The organism is Pseudomonadota bacterium (assembly GCA_013285445.1).
Taxonomy (GTDB): domain Bacteria; phylum Pseudomonadota; class Gammaproteobacteria; order Xanthomonadales; family Wenzhouxiangellaceae; genus Wenzhouxiangella.
On record CP053448.1, the window covers coordinates 2,295,076 to 2,317,499 of the forward strand.

A 22,424-nucleotide genomic window follows, 5' to 3' on the forward strand; every position below is an offset into this window, starting at 1 on the left:
GATATCTCAGAGATACGGCGACGGGCGCAGCGAGGTCGGAGCCACGTAAACGGGTGCGGCGTGCGGGTCGCCCCGACAGCCCATGGCCGCATGGCCCGGAACGAGCCACCAGTGCTGGCTGTTCTGGAAGCCGAGGTCGTATGTCCTGTCCATGTCCACGCAGTCAACCAGTCCAGCATGTTCATGGGCGATCAGAAGCCAGCGCTCGCCTGGCGAGGCAGCCAGCCAGTCGAAGGCCCTTGCCGCCTCCCGGTCATCGGGCGTCGAGTAGCCGAAGTGAACAGTCGGCTGGCGGGCCATGAGCACGAATTCCTCACCGAAATCATGAACGGCCAGCCATTTCTCCGGGCCGCTGATTTCAGCAACCCGCTGCATCAACTCGCGCGGCGAGCGGCTGCCGTTCATGTCGGGCCAGGACAGCCACCCGAAGGTGCACCACAACAAACCGAGCCACAGCGCCAGCGCCATGACGCCGCGTTTGGGCCTGAACCAGGCCAGCAGCAAGACCATGGCAGCGCCCATCAGGGCCCACCAGAACCACGGGCTTGCATCGTGCTTGTCGGCCAGTTCCGACAGCGGCTCGAAACCGAGCCAGCCCAGGGTGCCAGCCGTGCCGAGCATGCCGCCGAGAAGCACGACAATGCCCGTTGCCAGCCAGTTGGGACCGCGTCTCGCCAGCAGTCCGGGCAAGAGCGGTGCGAGTGCCAGCACCAGCAGCGGCACGGTCGGCAACAGGTAAACGCCGCGCTTGCCCGGAGAAAGACTGAAAAAGATCAGCACCAGCAAGACACCGGACAACGGCAGGACGGTACGCGCGTCCCCGCGCCGGAGTCGCCGCCACCAGTTCGGCAGCGCCCAGGGCAGCGCCAGCCACAGGGGCAGCCAGGCCCAGGGCGCCACCGCGAAAATGAAGTAGTACCAAGGCCGGATATGCCCCCAGGGTTCCGCATAGCGTTCAGCCGTCTGGCGGAGCAGGATATCGTCGCGGTAAGCCAGCATGGCCGGGTCGCCGCTGACGGTGGTATGGATCACCATCGGCACCACCCACAGCGCAATGGCCGCCAGCAGAACGCCCAAACCGGCCAGCAGCTCGCCGGATGACAGCGGATGGGCGTCGCCGCGCCGCGCCATGACCAGCCACACCGGGATCATCAGCAGGGGCAGAAACCCGACGCCCTTGGTAATCACGCCCAGCCCCATGGCCGCGCAAGCGACAAACCACCATGATCGCGCCGGGCCCAGCAAAGCGTGGCGAAACATGCCGTAGGCGCCCAGGGTGATCCAGAAGGTGACCAGCATGTCGATCTGCGCCATCTTGGCCTGTAGGGCAAACTGCACGGTCGACAAAAGCGCCAGGCCGGCGAGCATGGCGATACGTCGACCGTGCAGGCGCCCGGTCAGATCAACGACCAGCCACAACGTACCCAGGGCGGCAAGCAAGGATGGCAGCAGAAAACCCAGGCGCACCGAGCCGGTCGCCATGATGGAAATGGCCGTGGCCCACATGAAAACCGGCGGTTTGTCCGGGTAAGGCTCTCCGCCGCGATGCGGGATCAGCCAGTTGCCGGTCTCGATCATTTCCAGCGCGTTGAGCACAAAACGCGGCTCGTCGGCCGGCCAGGGATCGCGCAGCCCGATTCCCGTGCCCAGCACCACCAGCGCGGCGAGAAACAGCCAGGCCAGCCGCCCTTCCGAGAGGCGGCGGATATCTCCAGCCGGACCGTGCATCAGTCGATCACGCCGTCTACGTTCGCCTCCCGGCGTCGCTCGCCGTATATGAGCATCAGGTTGCGACTGTAGATGAACAGCCCGCTCGCCTGCCCGACGATGAAGACCGGATCCTGGCGGTGGATGGCATAGATCAGCAGCGTGACACCACCGCCGAGGCTGAACAGCCAGAACGCCAGGGGCACCACGCTGCGACGGGCACGCTCGCTGACAACCCACTGCACCAGGAAGCGGGCCGAAAAAAGAGCCTGGCCGAGAAATCCGATGGCCAGCCAGAACCAGGGTGAATTCATGCCTGCTCCTCCTCATCTGCCTTGCCCACCAGTGTCCCGCATTCGGCGGGCAGCCGGCAGCGTTTCTTGAGCCACATCACGCCCATCAGGTCCAGCAATCCGGCCCAGAGACGATTGTTCAGCCCGTAGTGCGACTCCCCAGCACCCCTGGGACGGTGATTGACCGGCACCGATTCGCAGCGACCGCCCTGGAACTGGATGAGTGCCGGCAGGTACCGGTGCATGTGATCGAAATAAGGCAAGTGCAGGAAGGCACTTCGGTCAATGACCTTGATGCCGCAACCCGTGTCGGGCGTGCTATCGCGCAGCAGCGTTGAGCGCACCGCATTGGCAATCCGCGATGACAGGCGCTTGAGTCGAGTATCGCGCCGGGCCGTGCGATGCCCGACCACCATTTCGAGCTCTCTCTCGTGTGCCCGTTCGAGCAGCCGCGGCAAATCAGCCGGGTCGTTCTGCCCGTCTCCATCCAGCGTGGCCAGCCAGCGCCCGCGCGCGTACCGGGCTGCCTGCCAGATCGAAGTGCTCTGACCGACACTGGAGATATGTCGAAGCGGTCGAAGCGTCGCATTCTCCGCCGCGCGCTTGACCAGCATGGGCCAGGTGTCGTCCACCGATCCGTCATCGACAACCAACACCTCATAAGCCTCACAAAGCGGCTCCATCGCCGCCTGTACCTCATCCAGCAATTCGGGAAGATTGCTGCCCTCGTCCCTGGCAGGAATGATGATCGATATATCCATCTGACCCTTTGTTCAAAAGTCCTAAAATATTAGGTAACCCGCAAATACGCGGTTAAGCTCGACAATAGAATCCGTTAAGATCATTAACGAAACGGGAGTCGCCCCCTTATGCCGCACTGATGATTTCACCACTGATATGGCCATCGGTGAATACGGCGAATGACGCAATGATCATTCCAGACCCCTGGTGTGAACTGGCGAACCCGCATCGAGCCTGACATCACCTACACTGGAATCACCGGACGCTGCCCACCCGGGCACCGCCAACCGCCCACGAAAAGGACCACGAAAAGGACAGGCATGGCTGATCATCACGGCGGCGAACTGGTCGCCCGCATGCTCCAGGCCGAGGGCGTCGAGAAGGTTTTCGGCATCATCGACGGCACCTACTTCGGCTTCTACTCGGCACTCGACCGGCTCGGCATCGAAATCGTCACGCCGCGACACGAGACCTGCGCGGCGCACATGGCCGGCGCCTACGCGCGGCTGACCGGAAGGCTTGGCGTTTGCATGGCCTCCAACGGCCCGGGCGTGGCCAACCTGCTGCCCGGGCTGGTGGTCGAGCAGGCCGAGGGCAACCGGGTGCTGGCGATCACCAGCGCGCGCCGGCCCGAGATCATGTACCCCGACCGCGGCGGCGCCTACCAGTGCTTCGACCAGGCCGGCGTGATCGGCCGGATCGGCAAGTTCTCTGAAGCGGTTTCTTCCTGGGAGCGCGTGCCTGAATTGATGCGCAAGGCCTTCCGCGCGTGCTTCGACGGCCGGCCCGGCGTGGTCCACGTCGATGTGCCCGAGACGATCATGAACGGCAAGTTCAAGTCCCTGCCGGCGCTGTGGCAACCGAAGCAATACCGCAATACCGAGCCGCTCTCGCCCACCCCCGAGCAGGTCGAGCAGGCCGCCGAGCTGCTGTCCAGGGCCGAGGCGCCCATGATCCACGCCGGCAGCGGCGTGATCCACGCCCAGGCCTTCGACGCGCTCGAGCGCGTGGCCGAGCAGCTGCATGCGCCGGTCACCACCAGCTGGGCGGCACGCGGAGTGCTGGGCGAGGATTCGCCGCTGGCCATCCCGATGCCGCACGTCAAGCTCAACCACCAGGTGCGCAACGACGCCGACGCGGTACTGGTCCTGGGCTCGCGCGTGGGCGAGACCGACTGGTGGGGCAAGCCGCCCTACTGGCGCAAGGCCTCCGAACAGACCACCATCCAGGTCGACCTCGACGCCAGCATGCTCGGCCTCAACAAGCCCGCCGACCTGGCCATCCAGGCCGATATCGGCAGGTTCCTCGACGCCCTGGCCCGCGCCCTGGCCGAGCGCAAGTCGGCCAGTATCGATTCGCGCAGAAAGCGGGTTTCCGAATACGGCAAGCAGATCGAGAAGGACCGCGCCGACTGGAACAAGGCGCTGGAACACGACGGTGTCCCCATGCACCCGGCGCACGTGGCCGCCACCTGCAACGCAGTCTTCGACCCCGACTCACCGATCGTCGCCGACGGCGGCAACACCGCCATCTGGGCGATGTTCCATCACCACGCCCGCGTACCCAACCGCGTGCTGTCGACCTTCAAGTTCGGCATGCTCGGCGCCGGCATGGCCCAGGCCATCGGCGCGGCCATCGCCCGGCCCGACAGGCCGGTGTGCTGCATCATCGGCGACGGCGCCTTCGGTTTTCATCCGCAGGAAATCGAAACGGCGGTGCGCAACAAGCTGAAAGTGATCTACCTGGTGCTGTGCGACAAACAGTGGGGCATGGTGAAAATGAATCAGCAATTCGCGCTCAAGCCGCTGAAAACCCTCATGTTCAAGTCGCTCAAACCGGAGGAGACCATCAAGGCCGACCTGGGCGAGATCGCCTTCGACCAGCTGGCCGAGGCGATGGGCGCCCACGGCGAACGCGTCTCGGATGCGGCCGAACTCAAACCGGCGCTGGAGCGCGCCCTGGCATCGGGCGGCTGCGCCGTCATCCACGTCGACGTCGACCCGGTCAAGCACATGTGGGCGCCGGGGCTGATGCACTTCAAGAAGATGCACGAGGAACCGAAAGGATAAGCCTCCGCAGAACTACTGCGCGGGCGACTGACGGCGTCCGGCGGTGCTCGAAATCCTCATGTATTCGCACATACACTGCGGTTCCTGCGCTCCGGCGGCCACCGTCAGCCGCCCGCTCGCTACGTTCTGCGAAGGCTTATTTGGGCAAATATAGATGAAGGTGAGTTTCTTCCGTGCGTTTCGACCCTGACAGTCTGGTCCTGCTCAACGTCATCCTGGCGGCGATGATGTTCGGCGTGTCGCTGAACCTGCGGCCTGCCGATTTCCGCCGCGTGATCCTGTCGCCGGTGGCGCCGGCGGCGGGGCTGGTGGCGCAGTTCCTGCTACTGCCGGCGGCGACCTGCGCGGTCACCTGGCTGCTCGAGGTCGATCCGGAGCTGGCGCTGGGCATGATCCTGATCGCCGCCTGCCCCGGCGGCAACTTCTCCAACATCATGACCTTCATGGCGCGCGGCTCGGTCGCGGTGTCGGTGTCGATGACGGCCGTCTCCAGCGTTGCCGCGATCGTGCTCACGCCGATCAACTTCGCCTTCTACGGCTGGCTCAACCCCTACACGCGCGACTACCTCACCACCATCAGCATCGAGCCCGGCGGCATCCTGCTGCTGGTCGTGCTGGTGCTCGGCCTGCCGCTGCTGCTGGGCATGCTCGCCGGCCAGCGCTGGCCGCTGATGGCCGCGCGCAGCGAGCGCGTCGTGCGGGCGGTCTCGCTGCTGATCCTGCTCGCCTTCGTGGCCATCGCCTTTGCGCGCAACTTCGACCTGTTCCTGGCCCGCTTCCAGTCCTTCGTCTGGCTCGTCATCGGCCACAACCTGATCGCCTTCGGGCTCGGCTTCGCCATGGCGCGGCTCGCCCGGCTGCCGGCCGCCGACCGGCGCGCGGTGACCATGGAGATCGGCATCCAGAATTCCGGCCTGGGTCTGGTCATCCTGTTCACCTTCTTCCCGGAGGCCGGCGGCATGCTGCTCATCGCCGGCTTCTGGGGCGTGTGGCACCTGGTCGCCGGCATCACCCTGTCGCAGGTCTGGGCGCGCATCCCGCTCGACGGGCAGCGCTTGCCGGCAAAGGACGCCGCATGAAAAAGCGCATCCTCATCACCGGTGCGGCCGGCTACATCGGCCACCAGCTCGGCAACCGCCTGGCCCGGGATTTCGCCGTGTTCGGCACTGACATCCGCGAGCGAAACGACCTGAAGTTCCCGCTGCATTTTCTTGATATCCGATCGGAAAAATTGACAGGTTTCATGCGCGAGCACGGCATCACGCACGTCGTGCACCTCGCCTCGGTGCTGCAGGCCTCGAAGGACCGGCAGCGCGATTTCGACATCGACGTCGGCGGCACGCGCAATGTCCTGCAGGCCTGCGTGGCGACCGGCGTGCAGCACCTCACCGTGACCAGTTCGGGAGCGGCCTACGGCTACCACGACGACAACCCCGACTGGATCGACGAGGACGACCCACTGCGCGGCAACGAGGCCTTCGCCTACGCCGACCACAAGCGCCAGGTCGAGGAGATGCTGGCCGACTGGCGCAACAGGCACCCCGGGCTCAGGCAGCTGGTGCTGCGCCCCGGCACGGTGCTGGGCGCCCACACCCGCAACCAGATCACCGCCCTGTTCACGGCCCGCCGCATCCTGGTGCTGAAAGGCCACGACTCGCCGTTCGTGTTCATCTGGGACGAGGACGTGCTGGCGATTCTCGAGAAAGGCATCCGCGAGGACGCCGAGGGCATCTACAACCTGGCCGGCGACGGCGCGCTGACCCTGCGCGACATCGCCCGCCGCCTGGGCAAACCCACGCTCACCCTGCCCGTCGCCCTGGTCAGGGCGGGACTGCGCGTCGCCAGGTGGCTGGGCAGGCCCACCCGTCCGGAGCAGATCGACTTCCTGCGCTACCGCCCGGTGCTGTCGAACCGCCGCCTGAAGGAAGCATTCGGCTACACCCCGAAGAAGACCTCGGCCGAAGCCTTCGACTACTTCGCCGAACACGCCATGGGCCGGCGGCAGGAATGAAGGTGGTGCTGATCACCGGCGCCGCCGGCGGCCTCGGGCGGGCGCTCGCCCGGAGCTGGTTCGACGACGGCCACGCGCTCGTCCTGGCCGATCTGGACGAATCGCGGCTGGAAGCGCTCGCGCGCGAGTTCGACGCGCCGGAGCGCCTGCTGACCCGCGTCCTCGACGTCACCGACCGCGGGGCGATCGCGGGCCTGCTCGAGGCCACCCGAAAGCGCTTCGGCCGACTCGACATCCTGGTCAACAACGCCGGCATCACCCACCGATCGCCCGCGCACCGCACCGACGCCGAAGTCTTCAGCAGGGTCATGGCCGTCGACTGGCAGGCGCCGGTGGAACTCGCCCTCGCCGGCCTCGACCTGCTGCGCGAATCCAGGGGCCTGATCGTCAACATCGGCTCGATGGCCGGCTGGATGCCCCTGCCCGGCCGCGCCGCCTACGGCGCCGCCAAATCGGCGCTGACCCAGTTCTTCGAGGTACTGCGCCTGGAGCTGGCCGACGACGGCGTCGGCGTGCTGATGGTCTACCCGACGTTCCTGGAAACCGACATCGAGGCCCACGCCCTCGGCCACGACGGCCTGCCGGCCCGCCACGCCCAGAGCCGCATCGGTCGACAGCGCAGCGCCGAATGGATGGCCGCACGCGTCGCCCGCGCCGCGGCCAAACGGCAGCGCTGGCTGTTCCCCAACCGCCTCGCCTGGATCGGGTCGCTGGTTTGGCGAGTCACGCCCGGGCTGTACCTGAAGCTGATCCGGCGGAAGTTCGAGGGGGAGCTGCGCTGATGACGCCCTGGCTGTGGCTGGGCCTGTGCATCCTGATCTCGTCGACGATCGAGGCGATCACCGGCTTCGGCTCGATCGTCATCGCCCTGGCGCTGGGCGCGCTGCTGCTGCCAATCTCATCGATGCTGCCGGTGCTGGTGCCGCTCAACATCTTCATGACCGGCACCATCGCCTGGAAGAACCGCCGCCACATCGACAAGGCGTTACTGCTGAAACTGGTCCTGCCGCTGATGGCCGCCGGCACGCTCGCCGGCTACTTTCTGAGCCCCTGGCTGGGCGAGAGCCTGCTCAAGGCGCTGCTCGGCGCCCTGATCATCTGGTTCGCGCTGCGCGAGCTGTGGCGCCTGTACCGCCACGTCGCCAGCCGCCGCCACCCGGCCTGGCTGAGCCGCGCGCTGACCTTCGCCGCCGGCATCACGCACGGCCTGTTCGCCTCCGGCGGCCCGCTGCTGGTCTACGCCCTGGCCGGCACCCGGCTCGACAAGGGCGGCCTTCGCGCCACGCTGGTCACCGTGTGGTTCAGCCTCAACGCCGGCCTGACCGTCGCCTTCCTGGTCGACGGCACGCTCGTTCCGGCGCTGCCGAAAGTGGCCGCCTACCTGCCCGTGCTCGGCACCGGCTACCTGCTCGGGGAGTTCCTGCACCACCGCCTGGATGAACGGCGCTTCCGGCAGCTGGTCTACGTGCTGCTCATTGTTACCGGGATGGCGCTTATTCTGAGGTGAAGCGCCACCAGGACAGGGCGGCGCTTCTCCGTTCAGACTGGCGCCGTGGCGTCAGAAAGAGCATGAAAGAACGTGGAACCACTCGCGAATTAATAAGGTAATACGCTTTACATTACCTAGTTTAGTTCGTACTATTGCCTCGTTATCCGGCGACATTCAGATGCATTCTCTCGAACCCGAATTTCTCGACGAGCTCAGTTTCAACGCGGATCACCTCGCCACCCTGCGGGCACTGGGGGAGTATCGCGGCAAACAGAGCCTGTTCTTCCATCAGGCACCGGAGACGCTGAAGACGCTGCGCCAGGCGGCAGTGATTGAATCGACCGAGTCGTCCAACCGGCTCGAGGGCGTGACGGTGGCCCCGGCGCGCCTGGAGCCCCTGTTGCTCAAGCGCACGGACCCGCGCAACCGCTCGGAGCAGGAAATCACGGGCTATCGCGATGCGCTGGCCCTTATTCACGAATCCGGGCGGGAGATGGCGCTCACACCGAATGTCGTGCTGCAGCTCCACGGCCTGCTCTATCGCTACATGCCGCAGCGCGGCGGGCGCTGGAAGAACACCCAGAACGAGATCACCGAAACCGGGCCAGACGGCACCACGCGGGTCCGATTCGAGCCAACGCCCCCGCACCTGGTATCGATGCAGATGGACCAACTTGCCGAACGTTACGCCAAGGCGGTTGATGGGGCGCGCCAGGACCCCCTGGTGCTGATTCCCCTAGCGGTCTTCGATTTTCTCTGCATTCACCCCTTCAACGACGGCAACGGCCGGGTGGCCCGCTTGGTTACCCTAATGCTGCTCTACCATTTCGGTTATGAAGTGGGCCGCTACATCAGCCTGGAGCGGATCGTGGAGGCGACCAAAGAGGGCTACTACGACACCCTGGAGGCCAGTTCACAGGGCTGGCATGATGGCCGGCATGATGTCATGCCGTGGCTGGAGTACTTCTGGGGCACGCTGCTGCGTGCCTACCGGGAATTCGAGGAACGCGTGACCCAGGTCCGGTATGCGCCGGGGGCGAAAACCGAGCAGGTTCGCCTGGCTGTCTTTCGCCGCACTCAGCCCTTCGCCATTTCGGAAATCGAGGCCGAGTGCGCCGACGTCAGCCGAGACATGGTTCGCCATGTGCTGCGTCAGATGCGCGAGGAAGGCCTGCTAGAAGTCATCGGCCGCGGCCGCGGCGCCAAATGGCATCAGATCAAATCGTAGGTCGGGGCCGCGCCCCCGACGAACAGAATCCAGAGAAACCACCGGAACAAGGCAATGGCAAAAGAGAAAACAGACGCTGACATCGCCGCCAGCCCCAACCCCGCCGATCTCAAGCGCGAAGCCCTGAAGCAGGTTCTCCCGGAAGCGATCAGCGAGGGAAAGGTCGACATCGAGGCACTCAAGCGCGCCCTGGGAGAAGATTTCGTGATCGACGGCGGCGAACGCTACCGGCTCGACTGGGTGGGCAAGTCCGAGGCCTACAAGGTACTGCAGACACCCACGACCGCCACACTCCGGCCCCGCCGGGACCAGTCGGTCAATTTCGATACGGCCAGCCATGTCTTTATCGAGGGCGAGAACCTCGAGTCGCTGAAAGTGCTGCAGAAGGCCTACTTCGGCAAGGTCAAGCTGATCTATATCGATCCCCCGTACAACACCGGCAACGACAACTTCGTTTACCCAGACCGATTCCAGGAAAGCAAGGAAGACTATCTGAAACGGGTCAACGAACTCGACGACGACGGTGCGTTGATGCGCGAGGGGTTTTTCCGCAAGAACAGCCGCGAATCCGGCCACTACCACTCCAACTGGCTGAGCATGATGCTGCCGCGGCTCTACATCGCCCGGAATCTCTTGCATGAGCAAGGTGTGATCTTTGTTTCATGCGACGACAACGAGGTTTATAACCTGCGTTGCTTGATGAATGAGATTTTTGGGGAAGAGAACTTTGTTGCTCAGCTCGTATGGAAGGCCCGAAAATTTACCGACACCCGCGCCGTTACTAACGTGTCGACTGACCATGAGTACTTGCTGTGCTATTCACGTCAGTCAGAGTTTTCGTTCTACGGATTAGATAGAGATGAAAGCAAGTTTTCTAACCCGGATGAAGACCCCCGTGGCCCCTGGATGAGTCGAAGCATGCTCGGTCTCGCCACGCGCGAACAGCGCCCCAACCTCTACTATTCCATCGTTGACCCCGATTCCGGAAGGGAGTTTCCTGCTCCCGAAGACCGAGGCTGGAGGTACTCAAAAAATCGCATGAAAACTATGATTCAAGAAGGCCGCGTTCTATTTCCGAAATCGGAGTCTGGCAGACCTCGAGAGAAAAAATTCAGATCAGAGATGCAACAGGACAGGATCTCATTCCCATCGATCATCCAGAATGTTCACACGTCTGATGGAACCGCGGAAGTAAGAGAGCTCCTCGGCCAACAAATCTTCGACTTTCCAAAGCCGGTGGAATTGCTGAAAACGCTAGTTCAGCAAGCTTTGCCTGAGGAAGGTATTGCACTCGATTTCTTTGCAGGATCCGGCACCACAATGGAGGCGGTGCTGCGCCAGAACGCCGAAGACAACGGCAACCGTCGCTGCATCCTGGTCCAGCTACCGGAACCGCTGGATACCGACAACGTGGAATTCTCCGATATCGCCCAGGTGGCCCGCACCCGCATTCGTGCAGTGATCGAGGACCTTAAAGCGACAGACGACCTGGCCTCGCCCTTTCCCGAGGACGAGGGCTTCAAGGCCTATACCCTGGCCCCTTCAAACTTCAAGCAGTGGCGCGGTGAGGCAATCGAATCCGCCGATGATCTGGCCGAGCAGGTCAAACTGTTCATGAGTGCCGAAAAGGACGGCGCCGATACCGAAGCCGTGCTGTATGAGTTACTGCTGAAACTGGGATATGAACTGACGGCGAGCGTTGAAACTATCGAAGTGAATAGCCACCCGGTTCATTCAGTAGACGAAGGCCGCCTGCTGCTGCTCCTTGAAGGCTTTGCAGAAAGCATGATCGAACCGTTGATCGAGCGAAAGCCCGAACAGATCGTTGCCCTCGATTCGATCTTCGAGGACTCGGACCCGCTCAAGTCCAATCTTTCCCTGCAGTGTCGGGATGCCGACATCCGCTTTGTCTGCATCTGATGGCCATGAGACTTCGATTCGATCCAGATCAGGGCTACCAGAACGATGCGATCTCGGCCGTGACCGAACTCTTCCGGGGGCAGCCGGGCCCGGAGTCGGGTGTCTCGCAGTTCGAGCAGGATGCGCTGACCAGTCTCCAGCTGACGGAGGTCGGCCTGGCCAATCGCTGTGTGCTGACGCCGGAACAGTGGCTCGACAATCTGCGCGCGGTACAGCAGATGCATGGACTGGAGCCATCCGAGCGACTGGAGGTGCTTGCGGATTCCGACGGTCAGGTGCTGGGCAATTTTCCGAATTTCACCGTGGAAATGGAGACCGGCACCGGCAAGACCTACGTCTATCTGCGCACCCTGCACGAGCTGCACAAGCAATTCGGCTTCTGCAAGTTCGTGATCGTCGTGCCCTCTGTCGCCATTCGCGAGGGGGTGCTGAAGTCCCTGCGCATCACCGAGCAGCACTTTCGGCAACTCTACGACGCCCAGCGCGTGGAGTTCACCGCCTACGAGTCGGCGCGGGTACACCAGCTGCGCAACTTCGCGCTTTCCGATGCCCTGCAGGTGCTGGTGATCAATATCGACGCCTTTGCCAAGGATGCCGACTCGGCGCCGGGGTCGCGCAACAAGGGCAATGTGATCAACCAGCTTCGGGAAACCGGGATTCGGCCGATCGAGTTCATCCAGCAGACCCGGCCGATCGTGGTGCTGGACGAACCCCAGAACCTGGAAACCGACAAGCGCAAGCGCGCCATTGCCCGGCTGAATCCGATGTGCGCCCTGCGCTATTCGGCGACTCACCGCGACACCTACAACCTGGTCTACAGCCTGGACCCCGTTCAGGCTTACGAACTGGGGCTGGTCAAGCAGATCAGCGTGGATTCGGTGGTCGACGAGAGCACAGAGAACCAGGCATTCGTGGAGCTGGAGAGCTTCAACTCCAGCTCACGCTCGATTTCAGCCAAGGCCACCATCTGGGTCAATCAGGCCAGGGGCCCGAGGAAAAAGCGCGTCACATTGAAGAACGGCAGTGATCTCTACAGGCTGTCCAAGCAGCGCGAAATCTATCGCAATGGCTTTATCGTCAATGAGATCGACGCCGAGTCGGGTTTCGTGCGTTTTGCCAACGATGTGACCGTGCGCGTGGGCGTCCCGCACGGCGCCGCCGGCGAACAGGTCATGCGCATGCAGATCGAGGCGACGGTTCGCCGGCACTTCGAGAAAGCCAGACGCCTGGAGCCGCTGGGCATCAAGGTGCTCAGTGTGTTCTTTATCGACCGCGTTTCCAGCTACCGCGTTTATCACGAGGATGGCTCGACCTCGCTGGGACCGTTCGGCGAATGGTTCGAGGAGATCTTTCGTCGCTACGCCGCCATGCCCGAATATCAGAGTCTGTACGACCTGGAGGCCCAGCAGGTCCATAACGGCTACTTCGCCCGCGACAAGCAGGCGCTGTCTCCGTACTCCGAGAGTACGTTCAAGACCAAGTCAGGCGCCGAGGGCGGTGCCTTCGAGTTGATCATGCGCGACAAGGAGCGTCTGCTGGATGTCGACGAGCCGCTCCGGTTCATATTCAGTCACTCGGCCCTGCGTGAGGGTTGGGACAATCCCAACGTCTTTCAGATCTGCACGCTGGCCGAAACCCGCTCGGAGCTGCGCAAGCGCCAGGAGATCGGCCGCGGGCTGCGGCTTTGCGTCAACCAGGAAGGCGAGCGGGTCATGGACCAACATCTCAACCGCCTGACCGTGATCGCCAATGACACCTATGAGGATTTCGCCCGGCAGCTTCAGTCCGAAATGATGGCCGACGGCGTGGCCTTCAAGGAAGGCATGGTCAAGAACGAGCGCAAGAAGGTGCAAGTGCGCTTGCGCAAGGGATTCGAAGCCAACCCGGATTTCCTGGCGCTGTGGGAACGCATTCGGGATCGGACCCGCTACCGAGTGAAGTATCGAACTGAGGAGCTCATCCAGCGAGCCACCGACCGGGTGCGGGACGACCTCCCCGCCATCGGCCGCCCCCAGGTCGTTCTGACTCGAACGGACCTGGACATCACGCGCGCCGGGATCGACTCCCGGGTCACCGGCGTCCGACCGGAGTATGTAGCCACGCGTTTCCGAATCCCGGACCTGCTTGCCGAAATTCAGGGTCGCACCGGTCTGTCCCGTTCCACGGTGGGCCGGATTCTGCTCGACTGCGGGCGCCTGGGCGAAGCGCTGAACAATCCGCAATCCTTCATCGACCAGACGGCGGCCTTGATCAATGCAGAATTGCGCAGGTTGCTGGTGCAAGGGGTCGAGTACGAAAGGATCGGCGACAAGGTCTGGGAGATGCGCCGATTCGAAGACGGCGAGATCGAAACCTTCATCGACAACGTCCACGAAGTGACGAAGCCCGAGAAAACACTGTTCTCGCACATCGTAATCGACGGTGATTCAAGCCCCGAACGTCGTTTCGCCGAGGACTGTGAGAACAACGACGATGTGTTGTTCTATTTCAAGCTCCCGCGATGGTTCGTCATCGACACCCCCGTCGGCGAATACAACCCGGACTGGGCGCTGGTCTTTCGGGGCGACAGCACCCTCTACTTCGTGGCAGAAACCAAGAGTGCCAGCGAGCGTGAGGACCCGGCCGGGGAGCTGCTCCGCTTGGTGGAGCGCATGAAACTCAATTGCGGTAAGAAACACTTCAAGCAATTCGAGGAAATTGTCTTCAGAAAAGCGCCGAGCCTGAAGGAACTGGTGAGCCAGGGCTAAACCCCATGATTTAATCAGCAGGCATTCAGAGCGCACCTGGCTCAGGCCCCGGAGCCGCCAGCCCTAATCCGGAAACGTTCCTATGACCTCGCGATAGAATCTTGCTGCACGTTCAGCGGGCTTCCGTCAATTGCTTTTGATTATTCATTTTCGCGCGAAATGCCCAGCTCGTCCCAGAGAAACTGGTAGGACACCGGTTCCCTGCCATCCTGCTCGGCCATATCACGTTCACGGACTTCATAGCTGCGACCAGGCACGGCCTTCGTCGGCCAAGCTTTGCGTACGAGCGAAGATCTGAACACGCTCCGGGCGACGGCCGCCGCCACCCGGCCTGGCTGAGCCGCGCCCTGACCTTCGCCGCCGGCATCACGCACGGCCTGTTCGCCTCCGGCGGCCCGCTGCTGGTCTACGCCCTGGCCGGCACCCGGCTCGACAAGGGCGGCCTTCGCGCCACGCTGGTCACCGTGTGGTTCAGCCTCAACGCCGGCCTGACCGTCGCCTTCCTGGTCGACGGCACGCTCGTTCCGGCACTGCCGAAGGTGGCGGCCTACCTGCCCGTGCTCGGCACCGGCTACCTGCTCGGGGAGTTCCTGCACCACCGACTGGACGAACGGCGCTTCCGGCAGCTGGTTTACGTGATGTTGATCGCGACAGGGGCAGCGCTTGTCATTCGGTAACGCACGAAATCCGCAGTTCAACGGCATGCCGGCTCGACCAGAATTTCGCGGACCAGGCCAAATGTTCAGGCGCGCCAACCTAATCGTAATGCGTCCATAGTCGAAGTACTTTGACGACTTTCTGATCTTCGAGCACCTGGTAGACCAGGCGGTGCTGAATATTGATGCGACGCGAATACGCGCCCGCCAGGTCACCCACGAGTTTCTCGAAAGGCGGCGGCTTCCGGATAGGATCTTCGGCGATCAGCGCCAGCAATTCCCGGGCTTTAGGCTTCAGTCCGCTGGCTGCGAGTTTTCTGGTGTCTTTCCGGGGCTGCCTGGTGTAGACAAGCTTCCAGCTCACCAGCCCAGGTCCTCGTCGCACTCGTCAACGGGGGTGGCCATGCCTTCCCGGATGGATTCGCGCATTCCGGGCACGGAGAGCAGAAACAGGGTCTCCTGGATTGCCGCCCAGTCTTCCTCGGCGACGAGAACCGCCTTGTTGCGCTTGCCGGTGATCACGATTGGCTGATGCGATTCAGCCGTCTCGTCGATCAGGCGATAGAGATTGCTCCTTGCCTGGGTTGCGGTAATGCCCGACATGGTGAACGCTTCCGGAAGATCTGGTCATGTTTATTGTACGCCAAATGGTACGTGCGTCAATACGTACGCCAATTCGTGACGGCGCTGATCGTCAGCGATCATTCGTCCTCGCCCGGCATGGCGCCGGGATCGGGCAGCAGCAGGTCTTCGAGGAAGAAGGCGGACAGCTCCGAGCGGCCCGACAGGCCGGCCTTGCGATAGATCGCGCGCGCCTGCTCGCGCACCGTGCGTTCGGCGGTATCGCGCAGCGCGGCGATCTCCTTGAGGCTCAGCCCCTTGAGCAGCAGCAGGCCGATTTCCGCTTCGGCCGGACTCAGCGCCCAGGCCGCGAACTGGTCCTGGATGGCCTCACCCAGCCCCCGCAGCGTCGACTGGTAGCGCGCCTGCCAGCGCCGCGACTCGGCTTCGGCGGAATCCAGACGCACGTTGAGCCGTTGCGCGCGCCGGCGCGCGCGCAGCATCTGCGCCAGGACGACGCCGAACATGCTTGCGGCCAGCAGCAACAGGGCCAGTTCGACCAGCACGTGCGACATTTCGACCCCTTCGGCGGAGTCCGAGAGCAGGTCCCAGCCGATCAGCAGCGCGATCACGCCGAACGCGACCAGGATCACGGCCGAGCCCTGGGTTCGGGAAGGAGTCGTCGTCATTTGGAGCCTCGTCGAGCGAAACACGTCATGTGCCGGATTCTATTCCAGGTCGATCGGTCGCAAGCTGACCCCAGGCAAGAACGAGGCAGACGGACATGAACACGCTCGCACCCGAAGCTCGAGTCAAGGTCTGGGATCCGCTGGTGCGCATCGGCCACTGGCTGCTGGTCCTCGGCTTTTTCACCAACTACATCATCGAAGACGAATGGATGACGCTGCACAGCTGGGTTGGCTACACCCTGCTTGCCGTCGTGCTGCTCCGGATACTGTGGGGATTCGTCGGCACGCGCCACGCGCGCTTCGGCGATTTCGTGCGTTCACCGGCCACCACCGCCCGATACCTGGGCGACATGGCGCGCGGCCGGGCCAGGCGCTACCTGGGACACAACCCGGCCGGCGCCGTCATGATCCTGCTGCTGCTGGCAGGCATGGTCGCCATGGCGTTTACCGGCATCGTGCTCTACGCCGTCGAGGAAAACGCCGGGCCGCTCGCCGGCTGGGTCGCCGAAAGCGGCGAAGCCGCCGGGCAGGCCGTGTGGACGGTCTCGGAAGATTTCTGGGAAGAAACGCACGAGGTGCTGGCCAACCTGATGCTCGCCCTGGTCATCTTCCACGTCCTCGGCGTGCTGGTCGCCGGTCGCATGCACCGCGAGAATCTCGTCCGCGCGATGATCACCGGACGCAAACGGGCGGGAACAACCGGAACCGAAGACTGACAGGCCCTGTAGTCACAGGCTGGCGATTCGATTTCTCCCCGCCCGCTTGGCCCGGTAAAGCGCCCGGTCCGCCCGGATCAGGGACGATTCCACCGCGTCTTCCATGGCCACCGCGGTGACGCCGATACTGATGGTCAGATCGACCGCCTCGCCATTGACATGGAAGCTCCGTTCGGCGACGGTGGCACGAACCTTCTCCGCCACGTCCAGCGCCTGGGCGGCGTTGCAGCCGGCCATCAGCACCAGGAATTCATCTCCACCCCAGCGGCACAGTGTATCGGATTCGCGAACCACACTGCCAACAACTTCGGCAAACTGCCTTAGCACGCCATCTCCGGCATGATGCCCAAGCCCGTCGTTGATTGTCTTGAAGTTATCGATATCCAGAGCCAGCAGTGAAACAGGTTCATTGCGGCGGCGGGCATTGCGAACCACCTGACTGAAGATGACCTGGAAGACGTGCCGGTTCGCCGCGCCCGTAAGTTTGTCGGTGGTGGCCATCTGCTCGAGCCGGCTCTGGTAGCGGTTGAATGTCACGTAGACCAGCATCAGCACAATCGCGCCCATGGCGAGCGCCAGCACGATGTTGATCCCCAGGGTTCCGAGCAGGTTGCCTTCGGCGTCGCTCTTGCTTTGTTCGACAATCAGGTACCAGTTGAACTCCGGCACCAGGCGGCTGTTGAGAAAGATGGTTTCACCAAACTCGTCTACATAGCTGAGCGAGCTACTGGGGTTGGTCAGAATTCGCGTCGCGAACTTGTCCAGCCCGGGGCGTTGGCGCAGCGGCAGCAACGATTCGTCTTTGTCATCGTGTAGCGTGATTTCGCCCTCCCGATCGACAAAGTATATCTCCCGGTCGTAGCGACGCTCATAGGATTCGATCAGTCCGACGACCTGCTCGACGGCCAGTCCAATGCCGGTCACGCCGAGAAAATTTCCTTCGCGGTCAACCACGCGATAGTTGATGAAAATGCTCAGTCGCGTGCGGTCGGCCGTGTCCTGGTCGATGTTGATCTCGTAGTTGTCGCTGAGTCCACGGGCGCGAAAGTACCAGCTGTCTGCCGCGTTGCCGGGTTGGACCTGCTTGATTACACCGGTCGGGTGGTAGTAGTTTCGCGTCGCCTCGGAGACGAAGAATGCGGTCGTCGTTCGGTACTTGCGCTGGATCTCGCGCAGGTAACGGATCATCGGTTCGGAATCCTCCTCCCCGTCCCGAACCCAGTCGCGCACGAAGGTGTCAGTGGCCATCAGCGATGAAATGAGGATCGAGCGGAGCAGGTCGCGTTCGATTTCGGAGTAGACATTGTCGCTGGTCAGCGGCAGGATCTCGCCGGCGATGCGCTGGTCCAGGGCATCCTCGGCCATGAAATAGCTGGCCACGCTAATGGCGACGAAACCCAGCCCGAGCACGGTCAGCAGAAAGAAGACAAAGCGGCTGCGGGCTGGCACCATGTAGCGATCCGACCGATCCACGGCCCGCATCACACCCAGCGGCCGGGCATCCGTCACTCCATATGAATGAAGGCATGAATCTATCGAATATCCACAGGAGCCGCAATGACCTCGCGCAAGCTGCCGCCCGAAAACGAGATCGAAGAGAAGTTCATCCTGACCGGCGGACCGGGCGGACAGCACGTCAATCGCACCGAAACCGGCGTGCAGTTGCGTTACAACGTGGTCGATTCAGAGTTCCTGTCCGAGCCCGTCAAGGTCCGCCTGCTCGAGCTGGCGGGCCGAAGAGCCGACAGCGGCGGCGTGATCACGATCGTGGCCAGGAACCATCGCAGCCAGCACCGCAACCGCGAGGAAGCACGCGAGCGGCTGGCCGAGCTGATCGAACAGGCCCGCCATAAACCGAAAAAACGCATTCCGACCCGACCAAGCCGGGCGGCGAAGAAGCGCTGGAAGAAGAAAAAACAGCGTAAAAAGGAAATCAAGCGGGCTAGAAAGACGCCCCGGATCGACGAGTAGGTCGGGGCCGCGTCCCCGACGGACAGCGCGCGGAATCGGAACGTACGACGGTACACCGCCCGGACTACGATTCGAGGCAACCCCGATCCTCTCGCCGTAGGTCGGGGCCGCGTCCCCAACGGACGCGGCTTTCGCCATTGACGCGGTAAATGGCATCATGTCGTTCTGGACATTGGGTCGAACGCCACGCACTGACATGTCGTGAGACTTGTCCGTGATTCGAAGGAGATAACGCTTGAGACACTATTCACACTGGCTGGCCGCTACCCTGCTGCTGGTTGCAATCCCCCTTGCCGCGATGGCGCAAACGCGCGCTTTCGTCGGCGCGAGAGTCATCCCGATCGATGGTGCGCCGATCGACAACGGTACGCTTGTCGTTGTCGACGGCAGGATTGCCGCTGTCGGCAGCCGAAACGAGGTGGCCATTGACGATGATGCGCAAATCGTCGAGCTGGGCGCTGGTACGGTCATCATGCCCGGCATCGTCGACACCCACAGTCATATCGGGGAGGTCTCAGGCGCCGACCGTGCCGGGCCGATACAGCCCGAAGCCCGGGCGCTGGACTCGGTCAACATTCGCTCTTCGGGGCTCAAGCGCGCGCTGGCCGGCGGCATTACCTCGGTCAACATCATGCCCGGCTCGGGCCATCTGATCAGCGGACAGACCCTGTATCTGAAGCTGCGCGATGGGAACACCGTCACCGAACTGGCCTATCGCCGCGACGATGGCGCGATCGCGGGTGGCCTGAAAATGGCCAATGGCACCAACTCGATGCGCGACGCACCTTTTCCCGGCACGCGCGCGAAGTCGGCCGCGCTGGTGCGCGCCGCCTTCATCCAGGCCAGCGAGTATGCCGACAAGCGCAAGGATGCGGGCGCGGACCAGCAGCCCGCACGGGACCTGGGTATGGAGGCCCTGGCCGAAGTCCTCGACGGCACGCGCATGGTCCATTTTCACAGCCACCGTCACGACGATCTGATGACCGCCATCCGTCTGCGCGATGAGTTCGACTTCCGCATGGTGCTACATCACACCTCGGAAGCCTGGCGAGTCGCCGAAGAGATCGCGGCCGCAGACGTGCCGGTCTCGCTGATCATCATCGACAGCCCCGGTGGCAAACTGGAGGCCCTGAATCTGGAGGCGCGGTCGGCGCCCGCGCTTGAACGGGCCGGTGCGCAGGTGGCGCTGCACACCGACGACTGGATCACCGACTCTCGCTATTTCCTGCGCATGGCCGCCATGGCGGTGCGCGCCGGCATGTCGCGCGAGGCGGCCCTGCGCTCGGTGACCCAGGCCGGCGCCGACATGCTGGACCTGGGCGGCCGGATCGGCTCGCTCACGCCGGGCAAGGACGCGGATTTCGTGATTCTCTCCGGCGACCCGTTCAGCGTCTACACGCGCGTGCTCGAGACCTGGGTCGAGGGCGAGCGCCGTTTCAATCTGGACGATGATGAGGACCGCCTGGTCGCCGAAGGCGGCTTCAACGCACTGTCCGATGACGACGGCGCCGGACACATCCATGCCCACGGCAACGACGGAGGCCACCGATGACACACTGCAGCCCGCCCTGCAAGAGAACAAATGCAACACGGCTTGCCGTCATCCTTGTGGCAACGCTGATCGCTCTGCCGGCAGCGGCGCAGGATATCGCCGTGCGCGCCGCCACCCTGTACACCGCGCCGGGACAATCCATCACCGATGGCGTCGTGCTGATCTCCGACGGCATCATCCAGGCGGTCGGACCGGTCGGTGACATCGACATTCCCGCTGATGTAGTGCTGGTCGAGGCAGCGGTCGCCACGCCCGGACTGATCGATGCAAGATCGACCGTCGGACTGTCGGGCGCCATGAACCAGCCACACGACCAGGACCAGCTCGAGCGCTCGGCGGCCATCCAGCCAGAACTGCGCGCCATTGACGCCTACAACCCGCGCGAGCGCCTGGTCGGTTGGCTGCGCGAGCACGGTATCACGACTGTCCATGCCGGCCACGGCCCCGGAGAGGCCATATCCGGCCAGACGCTGCTGGCCAAAACTGCCGGCGAGACCGTGATCGAAGCCGTGTTCGAGCCGGCTGTCGCCCTCTCGGCGACGTTGGGTCACGCCGCCACCACGCATGACCGGTCCAGCCCGGGCAATCGCAGCAAGGTCGTGGCCCTGCTGCGCGAACAGCTCTACGCGGCCGAAGACTACCGCGAGAAGCTCGACGGCGACACGCCGCCCGGCCGCGACCTGGCAATGGAGGCGCTGGTTGCCGTGCTCGACGGGGATCTGCCGTTGATCATCGAGGCCCATCTTCACAGCGACATCATGACCGCGCTGAGGCTGGCCGATGAATTCGGCTTTCGGCTGATTCTGGCCGGAGCCAGTGACGCGTATCTGCTGATCGATGAAATTGCGAGGGCCGGGGTGCCGGTCATCATTCACCCGACCATGCAGCGCTCGCGTGGCAACAGCGACAGCCAGCACTTCTCGTTTACGACCGCCGCAAAGCTGGCCGATGCCGGTATCGAGGTGGCGCTGCAAAGCGGCTACGAAAGCTACGTACCCAAGACACGAGTGGTGCTGTTCGAAGCGGCGATGACCCTGCCCTACGGCGCCACATTCGACCAGGCGCTGGAGATGGTCACCATGGCACCGGCCCGCATTCTCGGCATCGATGATCGGGTCGGCTCACTGGAGGTCGGCAAGCACGGCGATGTGGCCCTGTTCGACGGCGATCCCTTCGAGTACACCACCCAGGTGATCGGGACGATCATCGAGGGACGGCGGGTCAGCGAACGTCGACGCTGATCTCGCCGACCATGTAATCCACCGCACGGCCGGTCAACCAGACCCGATCGCCGTCAACCCGGCATTCGATGCACCCACCCCGGCGCGAAAGCTGGCTGGCAGACAGTGCTTGACGCCCGAGCCGTCTGGCCCAGTACGGGGCCAGCTCACAGTGGGCCGAACCGGTGACCGGGTCCTCATTGACGCCCAGTGCGGGAAAGAAGCAGCGGCTGACAAAGTCGACCGTCTCACCCGGGGCGGTGGCCAATACTCCGCGTCGATCGAGCTTGGCCAGTCGGACGAAGTCCGGCGCCAGCGACCGCAGCTCCCCCTCGCTGGCAAGAACCACCAGATAGTCCGATGCCACGAGCAGTTCGACCGGCTCGGTCCGAGACGACCCGAGCAGCCCGTCGATGAGCCCTGGCGGCGCCTCGACCGGCACGCTTTCGATTGCCGGGAAATTCATGCGCAAGCCGCTCCGGCAGCGCGCGACGCGCAGCTCGCCGCTGCGGGTATCAAACAGGATCTCGCTGTGCCCGTAACCAAGGTGTTCAAACAGGACGTGCGCGCTGGCCAGCGTGGCATGTCCGCACAGATCGACCTCGGCAACCGGCGTGAACCAGCGCAGCTCGAACCGGTTCTCGCGGGGGACGAAGAAGGCTGTTTCTGACAGATTGTTCTCCCCGGCAATGGCCTGTAGCAGCGCGCCGGCAGGCCAGTGATCAAGTGGCACGACCGCGGCAGGATTACCGCCAAACACCCGGTCGGCAAAAGCATCAACCTGGTAGAGTCGAAGCGACATGGGCTTGTCCTGGTCTGATCTCCCCGCCGATTATGGCATTGCCTCCGACTGG

General features: G+C 63.5%; 21 protein-coding genes. 13 read left to right on the top strand and 8 right to left on the bottom strand.

The genetic code is table 11. The features are described from left to right. Positions 1–6 precede the first annotated feature (6 nt). Genes HND55_10335 through HND55_10345 form a run of 3 tightly spaced genes read right to left on the bottom strand, consistent with a single transcriptional unit; the run spans position 7 to position 2,761 of the window. Positions 7–1,728, bottom strand: coding sequence for a glycosyltransferase family 39 protein (locus HND55_10335; GenBank protein QKK03001.1), 1,722 nt, complete (start codon positions 1,726–1,728; stop codon positions 7–9). Further along, positions 1,728–2,021, bottom strand: a complete 294-nt coding sequence (locus HND55_10340; protein QKK03002.1) for a hypothetical protein — start codon at positions 2,019–2,021, stop codon at positions 1,728–1,730. The genes HND55_10335 and HND55_10340 overlap by 1 nt, the downstream gene beginning before the upstream one ends. Then, positions 2,018–2,761 carry a glycosyltransferase family 2 protein gene (locus HND55_10345; protein QKK03003.1) on the bottom strand — a complete coding sequence of 248 codons (744 nt, stop codon included), beginning with the start codon at positions 2,759–2,761 and terminating at the stop codon, positions 2,018–2,020. Before HND55_10345 ends, HND55_10340 begins: the two co-directional genes overlap by 4 nt. 300 nt (positions 2,762–3,061) lie before the next feature. Between HND55_10345 and HND55_10350 the strand changes: the two genes are divergently transcribed. The 9 genes from HND55_10350 (at position 3,062) to HND55_10390 (ending at position 14,882) form a co-directional block, all read left to right on the top strand. Then, the gene (locus HND55_10350) at positions 3,062–4,810 is read left to right on the top strand and encodes a thiamine pyrophosphate-binding protein (GenBank protein QKK03004.1); all 1,749 of its coding nucleotides are present in this window, start codon (positions 3,062–3,064) and stop codon (positions 4,808–4,810) included. A 224-nt stretch (positions 4,811–5,034) separates the two neighbouring features. Continuing rightward, positions 5,035–5,889, top strand: a complete 855-nt coding sequence (locus HND55_10355) for a bile acid:sodium symporter family protein (GenBank protein QKK04081.1) — start codon at positions 5,035–5,037, stop codon at positions 5,887–5,889. Further along, positions 5,886–6,821, top strand: coding sequence for an SDR family oxidoreductase (locus tag HND55_10360; protein ID QKK03005.1), 936 nt, complete (start codon positions 5,886–5,888; stop codon positions 6,819–6,821). Before HND55_10355 ends, HND55_10360 begins: the two co-directional genes overlap by 4 nt. After that, the gene (locus HND55_10365) at positions 6,818–7,603 is read left to right on the top strand and encodes an SDR family oxidoreductase (GenBank protein QKK03006.1); all 786 of its coding nucleotides are present in this window, start codon (positions 6,818–6,820) and stop codon (positions 7,601–7,603) included. Before HND55_10360 ends, HND55_10365 begins: the two co-directional genes overlap by 4 nt. Further along, positions 7,603–8,328: a sulfite exporter TauE/SafE family protein gene (locus HND55_10370; protein QKK03007.1), complete on the top strand. Its 726-nt coding sequence runs from the start codon at positions 7,603–7,605 to the stop codon at positions 8,326–8,328. Before HND55_10365 ends, HND55_10370 begins: the two co-directional genes overlap by 1 nt. 160 nt (positions 8,329–8,488) lie before the next feature. Next, on the top strand, positions 8,489–9,538 hold the full coding sequence (locus tag HND55_10375; GenBank protein ID QKK03008.1) for a Fic family protein: 1,050 nt from the start codon (positions 8,489–8,491) through the stop codon (positions 9,536–9,538). A 54-nt stretch (positions 9,539–9,592) separates the two neighbouring features. Then, on the top strand, positions 9,593–11,458 hold the full coding sequence (locus tag HND55_10380) for a site-specific DNA-methyltransferase (GenBank protein QKK03009.1): 1,866 nt from the start codon (positions 9,593–9,595) through the stop codon (positions 11,456–11,458). Positions 11,459–11,463: 5 nt separating this feature from the next. Beyond that, positions 11,464–14,205, top strand: a complete 2,742-nt coding sequence (locus tag HND55_10385) for a DEAD/DEAH box helicase family protein (protein ID QKK03010.1) — start codon at positions 11,464–11,466, stop codon at positions 14,203–14,205. Between the two features lie 146 nt (positions 14,206–14,351). Next, the gene (locus tag HND55_10390) at positions 14,352–14,882 is read left to right on the top strand and encodes a sulfite exporter TauE/SafE family protein (GenBank protein QKK04082.1); all 531 of its coding nucleotides are present in this window, start codon (positions 14,352–14,354) and stop codon (positions 14,880–14,882) included. A 79-nt stretch (positions 14,883–14,961) separates the two neighbouring features. Here HND55_10390 and HND55_10395 read toward each other — a convergent pair whose 3' ends face one another. From HND55_10395 to HND55_10405, 3 genes are all read right to left on the bottom strand, one after another. Further along, the gene (locus tag HND55_10395) at positions 14,962–15,225 is read right to left on the bottom strand and encodes a Txe/YoeB family addiction module toxin (protein ID QKK03011.1); all 264 of its coding nucleotides are present in this window, start codon (positions 15,223–15,225) and stop codon (positions 14,962–14,964) included. After that, entirely contained in the window at positions 15,222–15,464 is a 243-nt protein-coding gene (locus HND55_10400; protein ID QKK03012.1) for a type II toxin-antitoxin system Phd/YefM family antitoxin, read from the bottom strand. Before HND55_10400 ends, HND55_10395 begins: the two co-directional genes overlap by 4 nt. Before the next feature lie 98 nt (positions 15,465–15,562). Further along, the gene (locus tag HND55_10405) at positions 15,563–16,111 is read right to left on the bottom strand and encodes a helix-turn-helix transcriptional regulator (protein QKK03013.1); all 549 of its coding nucleotides are present in this window, start codon (positions 16,109–16,111) and stop codon (positions 15,563–15,565) included. Positions 16,112–16,206: 95 nt separating this feature from the next. Between HND55_10405 and HND55_10410 the strand changes: the two genes are divergently transcribed. Further along, positions 16,207–16,827, top strand: coding sequence for a DUF4405 domain-containing protein (locus HND55_10410; GenBank protein ID QKK03014.1), 621 nt, complete (start codon positions 16,207–16,209; stop codon positions 16,825–16,827). A gap of 12 nt (positions 16,828–16,839) precedes the next feature. On the opposite strand, the gene HND55_10415 is transcribed toward HND55_10410, so the two are convergent. Next, positions 16,840–18,279 carry a diguanylate cyclase gene (locus HND55_10415; protein ID QKK03015.1) on the bottom strand — a complete coding sequence of 480 codons (1,440 nt, stop codon included), beginning with the start codon at positions 18,277–18,279 and terminating at the stop codon, positions 16,840–16,842. Between the two features lie 105 nt (positions 18,280–18,384). On the opposite strand from HND55_10415, the gene arfB reads away from it, so the two are divergent. The 3 genes from arfB (at position 18,385) to HND55_10430 (ending at position 21,591) form a co-directional block, all read left to right on the top strand. Then, complete coding sequence (arfB, locus tag HND55_10420; protein ID QKK03016.1) at positions 18,385–18,798, top strand: aminoacyl-tRNA hydrolase; 414 nt, start codon at positions 18,385–18,387, stop codon at positions 18,796–18,798. A 298-nt stretch (positions 18,799–19,096) separates the two neighbouring features. After that, positions 19,097–20,350 (top strand): amidohydrolase family protein, encoded by a 1,254-nt coding sequence (locus HND55_10425; GenBank protein ID QKK04083.1) that lies wholly within the window; start codon positions 19,097–19,099, stop codon positions 20,348–20,350. Next, positions 20,347–21,591: an amidohydrolase family protein gene (locus HND55_10430; protein QKK03017.1), complete on the top strand. Its 1,245-nt coding sequence runs from the start codon at positions 20,347–20,349 to the stop codon at positions 21,589–21,591. Before HND55_10425 ends, HND55_10430 begins: the two co-directional genes overlap by 4 nt. On the opposite strand, the gene HND55_10435 is transcribed toward HND55_10430, so the two are convergent. Then, a complete protein-coding gene (locus tag HND55_10435) occupies positions 21,572–22,372 on the bottom strand; it encodes a PhzF family phenazine biosynthesis protein (GenBank protein ID QKK03018.1) in 801 nt (266 codons plus the stop codon). The two genes, HND55_10430 and HND55_10435, sit on opposite strands and share 20 nt — an antisense overlap. Positions 22,373–22,424 lie beyond the last annotated feature (52 nt).

Coding starts and splice junctions, on each gene's coding strand:
- HND55_10355 (QKK04081.1), top strand. CDS start 5,035: ATGATGTTCGGCGTGTCGCTGAACCTGCGGCCTGCCGATTTCCGCCGC.
- HND55_10430 (QKK03017.1), top strand. CDS start 20,347: ATGACACACTGCAGCCCGCCCTGCAAGAGAACAAATGCAACACGGCTT.
- HND55_10375 (QKK03008.1), top strand. CDS start 8,489: ATGCATTCTCTCGAACCCGAATTTCTCGACGAGCTCAGTTTCAACGCG.
- arfB (QKK03016.1), top strand. CDS start 18,385: ATGACCTCGCGCAAGCTGCCGCCCGAAAACGAGATCGAAGAGAAGTTC.
- HND55_10400 (QKK03012.1), bottom strand. CDS start 15,464: ATGTCGGGCATTACCGCAACCCAGGCAAGGAGCAATCTCTATCGCCTG.
- HND55_10410 (QKK03014.1), top strand. CDS start 16,207: ATGAACACGCTCGCACCCGAAGCTCGAGTCAAGGTCTGGGATCCGCTG.
- HND55_10415 (QKK03015.1), bottom strand. CDS start 18,279: ATGGTGCCAGCCCGCAGCCGCTTTGTCTTCTTTCTGCTGACCGTGCTC.
- HND55_10345 (QKK03003.1), bottom strand. CDS start 2,761: ATGGATATATCGATCATCATTCCTGCCAGGGACGAGGGCAGCAATCTT.
- HND55_10380 (QKK03009.1), top strand. CDS start 9,593: ATGGCAAAAGAGAAAACAGACGCTGACATCGCCGCCAGCCCCAACCCC.
- HND55_10340 (QKK03002.1), bottom strand. CDS start 2,021: ATGAATTCACCCTGGTTCTGGCTGGCCATCGGATTTCTCGGCCAGGCT.
- HND55_10385 (QKK03010.1), top strand. CDS start 11,464: ATGAGACTTCGATTCGATCCAGATCAGGGCTACCAGAACGATGCGATC.
- HND55_10425 (QKK04083.1), top strand. CDS start 19,097: ATGGCGCAAACGCGCGCTTTCGTCGGCGCGAGAGTCATCCCGATCGAT.
- HND55_10365 (QKK03006.1), top strand. CDS start 6,818: ATGAAGGTGGTGCTGATCACCGGCGCCGCCGGCGGCCTCGGGCGGGCG.
- HND55_10370 (QKK03007.1), top strand. CDS start 7,603: ATGACGCCCTGGCTGTGGCTGGGCCTGTGCATCCTGATCTCGTCGACG.
- HND55_10350 (QKK03004.1), top strand. CDS start 3,062: ATGGCTGATCATCACGGCGGCGAACTGGTCGCCCGCATGCTCCAGGCC.
- HND55_10360 (QKK03005.1), top strand. CDS start 5,886: ATGAAAAAGCGCATCCTCATCACCGGTGCGGCCGGCTACATCGGCCAC.
- HND55_10435 (QKK03018.1), bottom strand. CDS start 22,372: ATGTCGCTTCGACTCTACCAGGTTGATGCTTTTGCCGACCGGGTGTTT.
- HND55_10405 (QKK03013.1), bottom strand. CDS start 16,111: ATGACGACGACTCCTTCCCGAACCCAGGGCTCGGCCGTGATCCTGGTC.
- HND55_10335 (QKK03001.1), bottom strand. CDS start 1,728: ATGCACGGTCCGGCTGGAGATATCCGCCGCCTCTCGGAAGGGCGGCTG.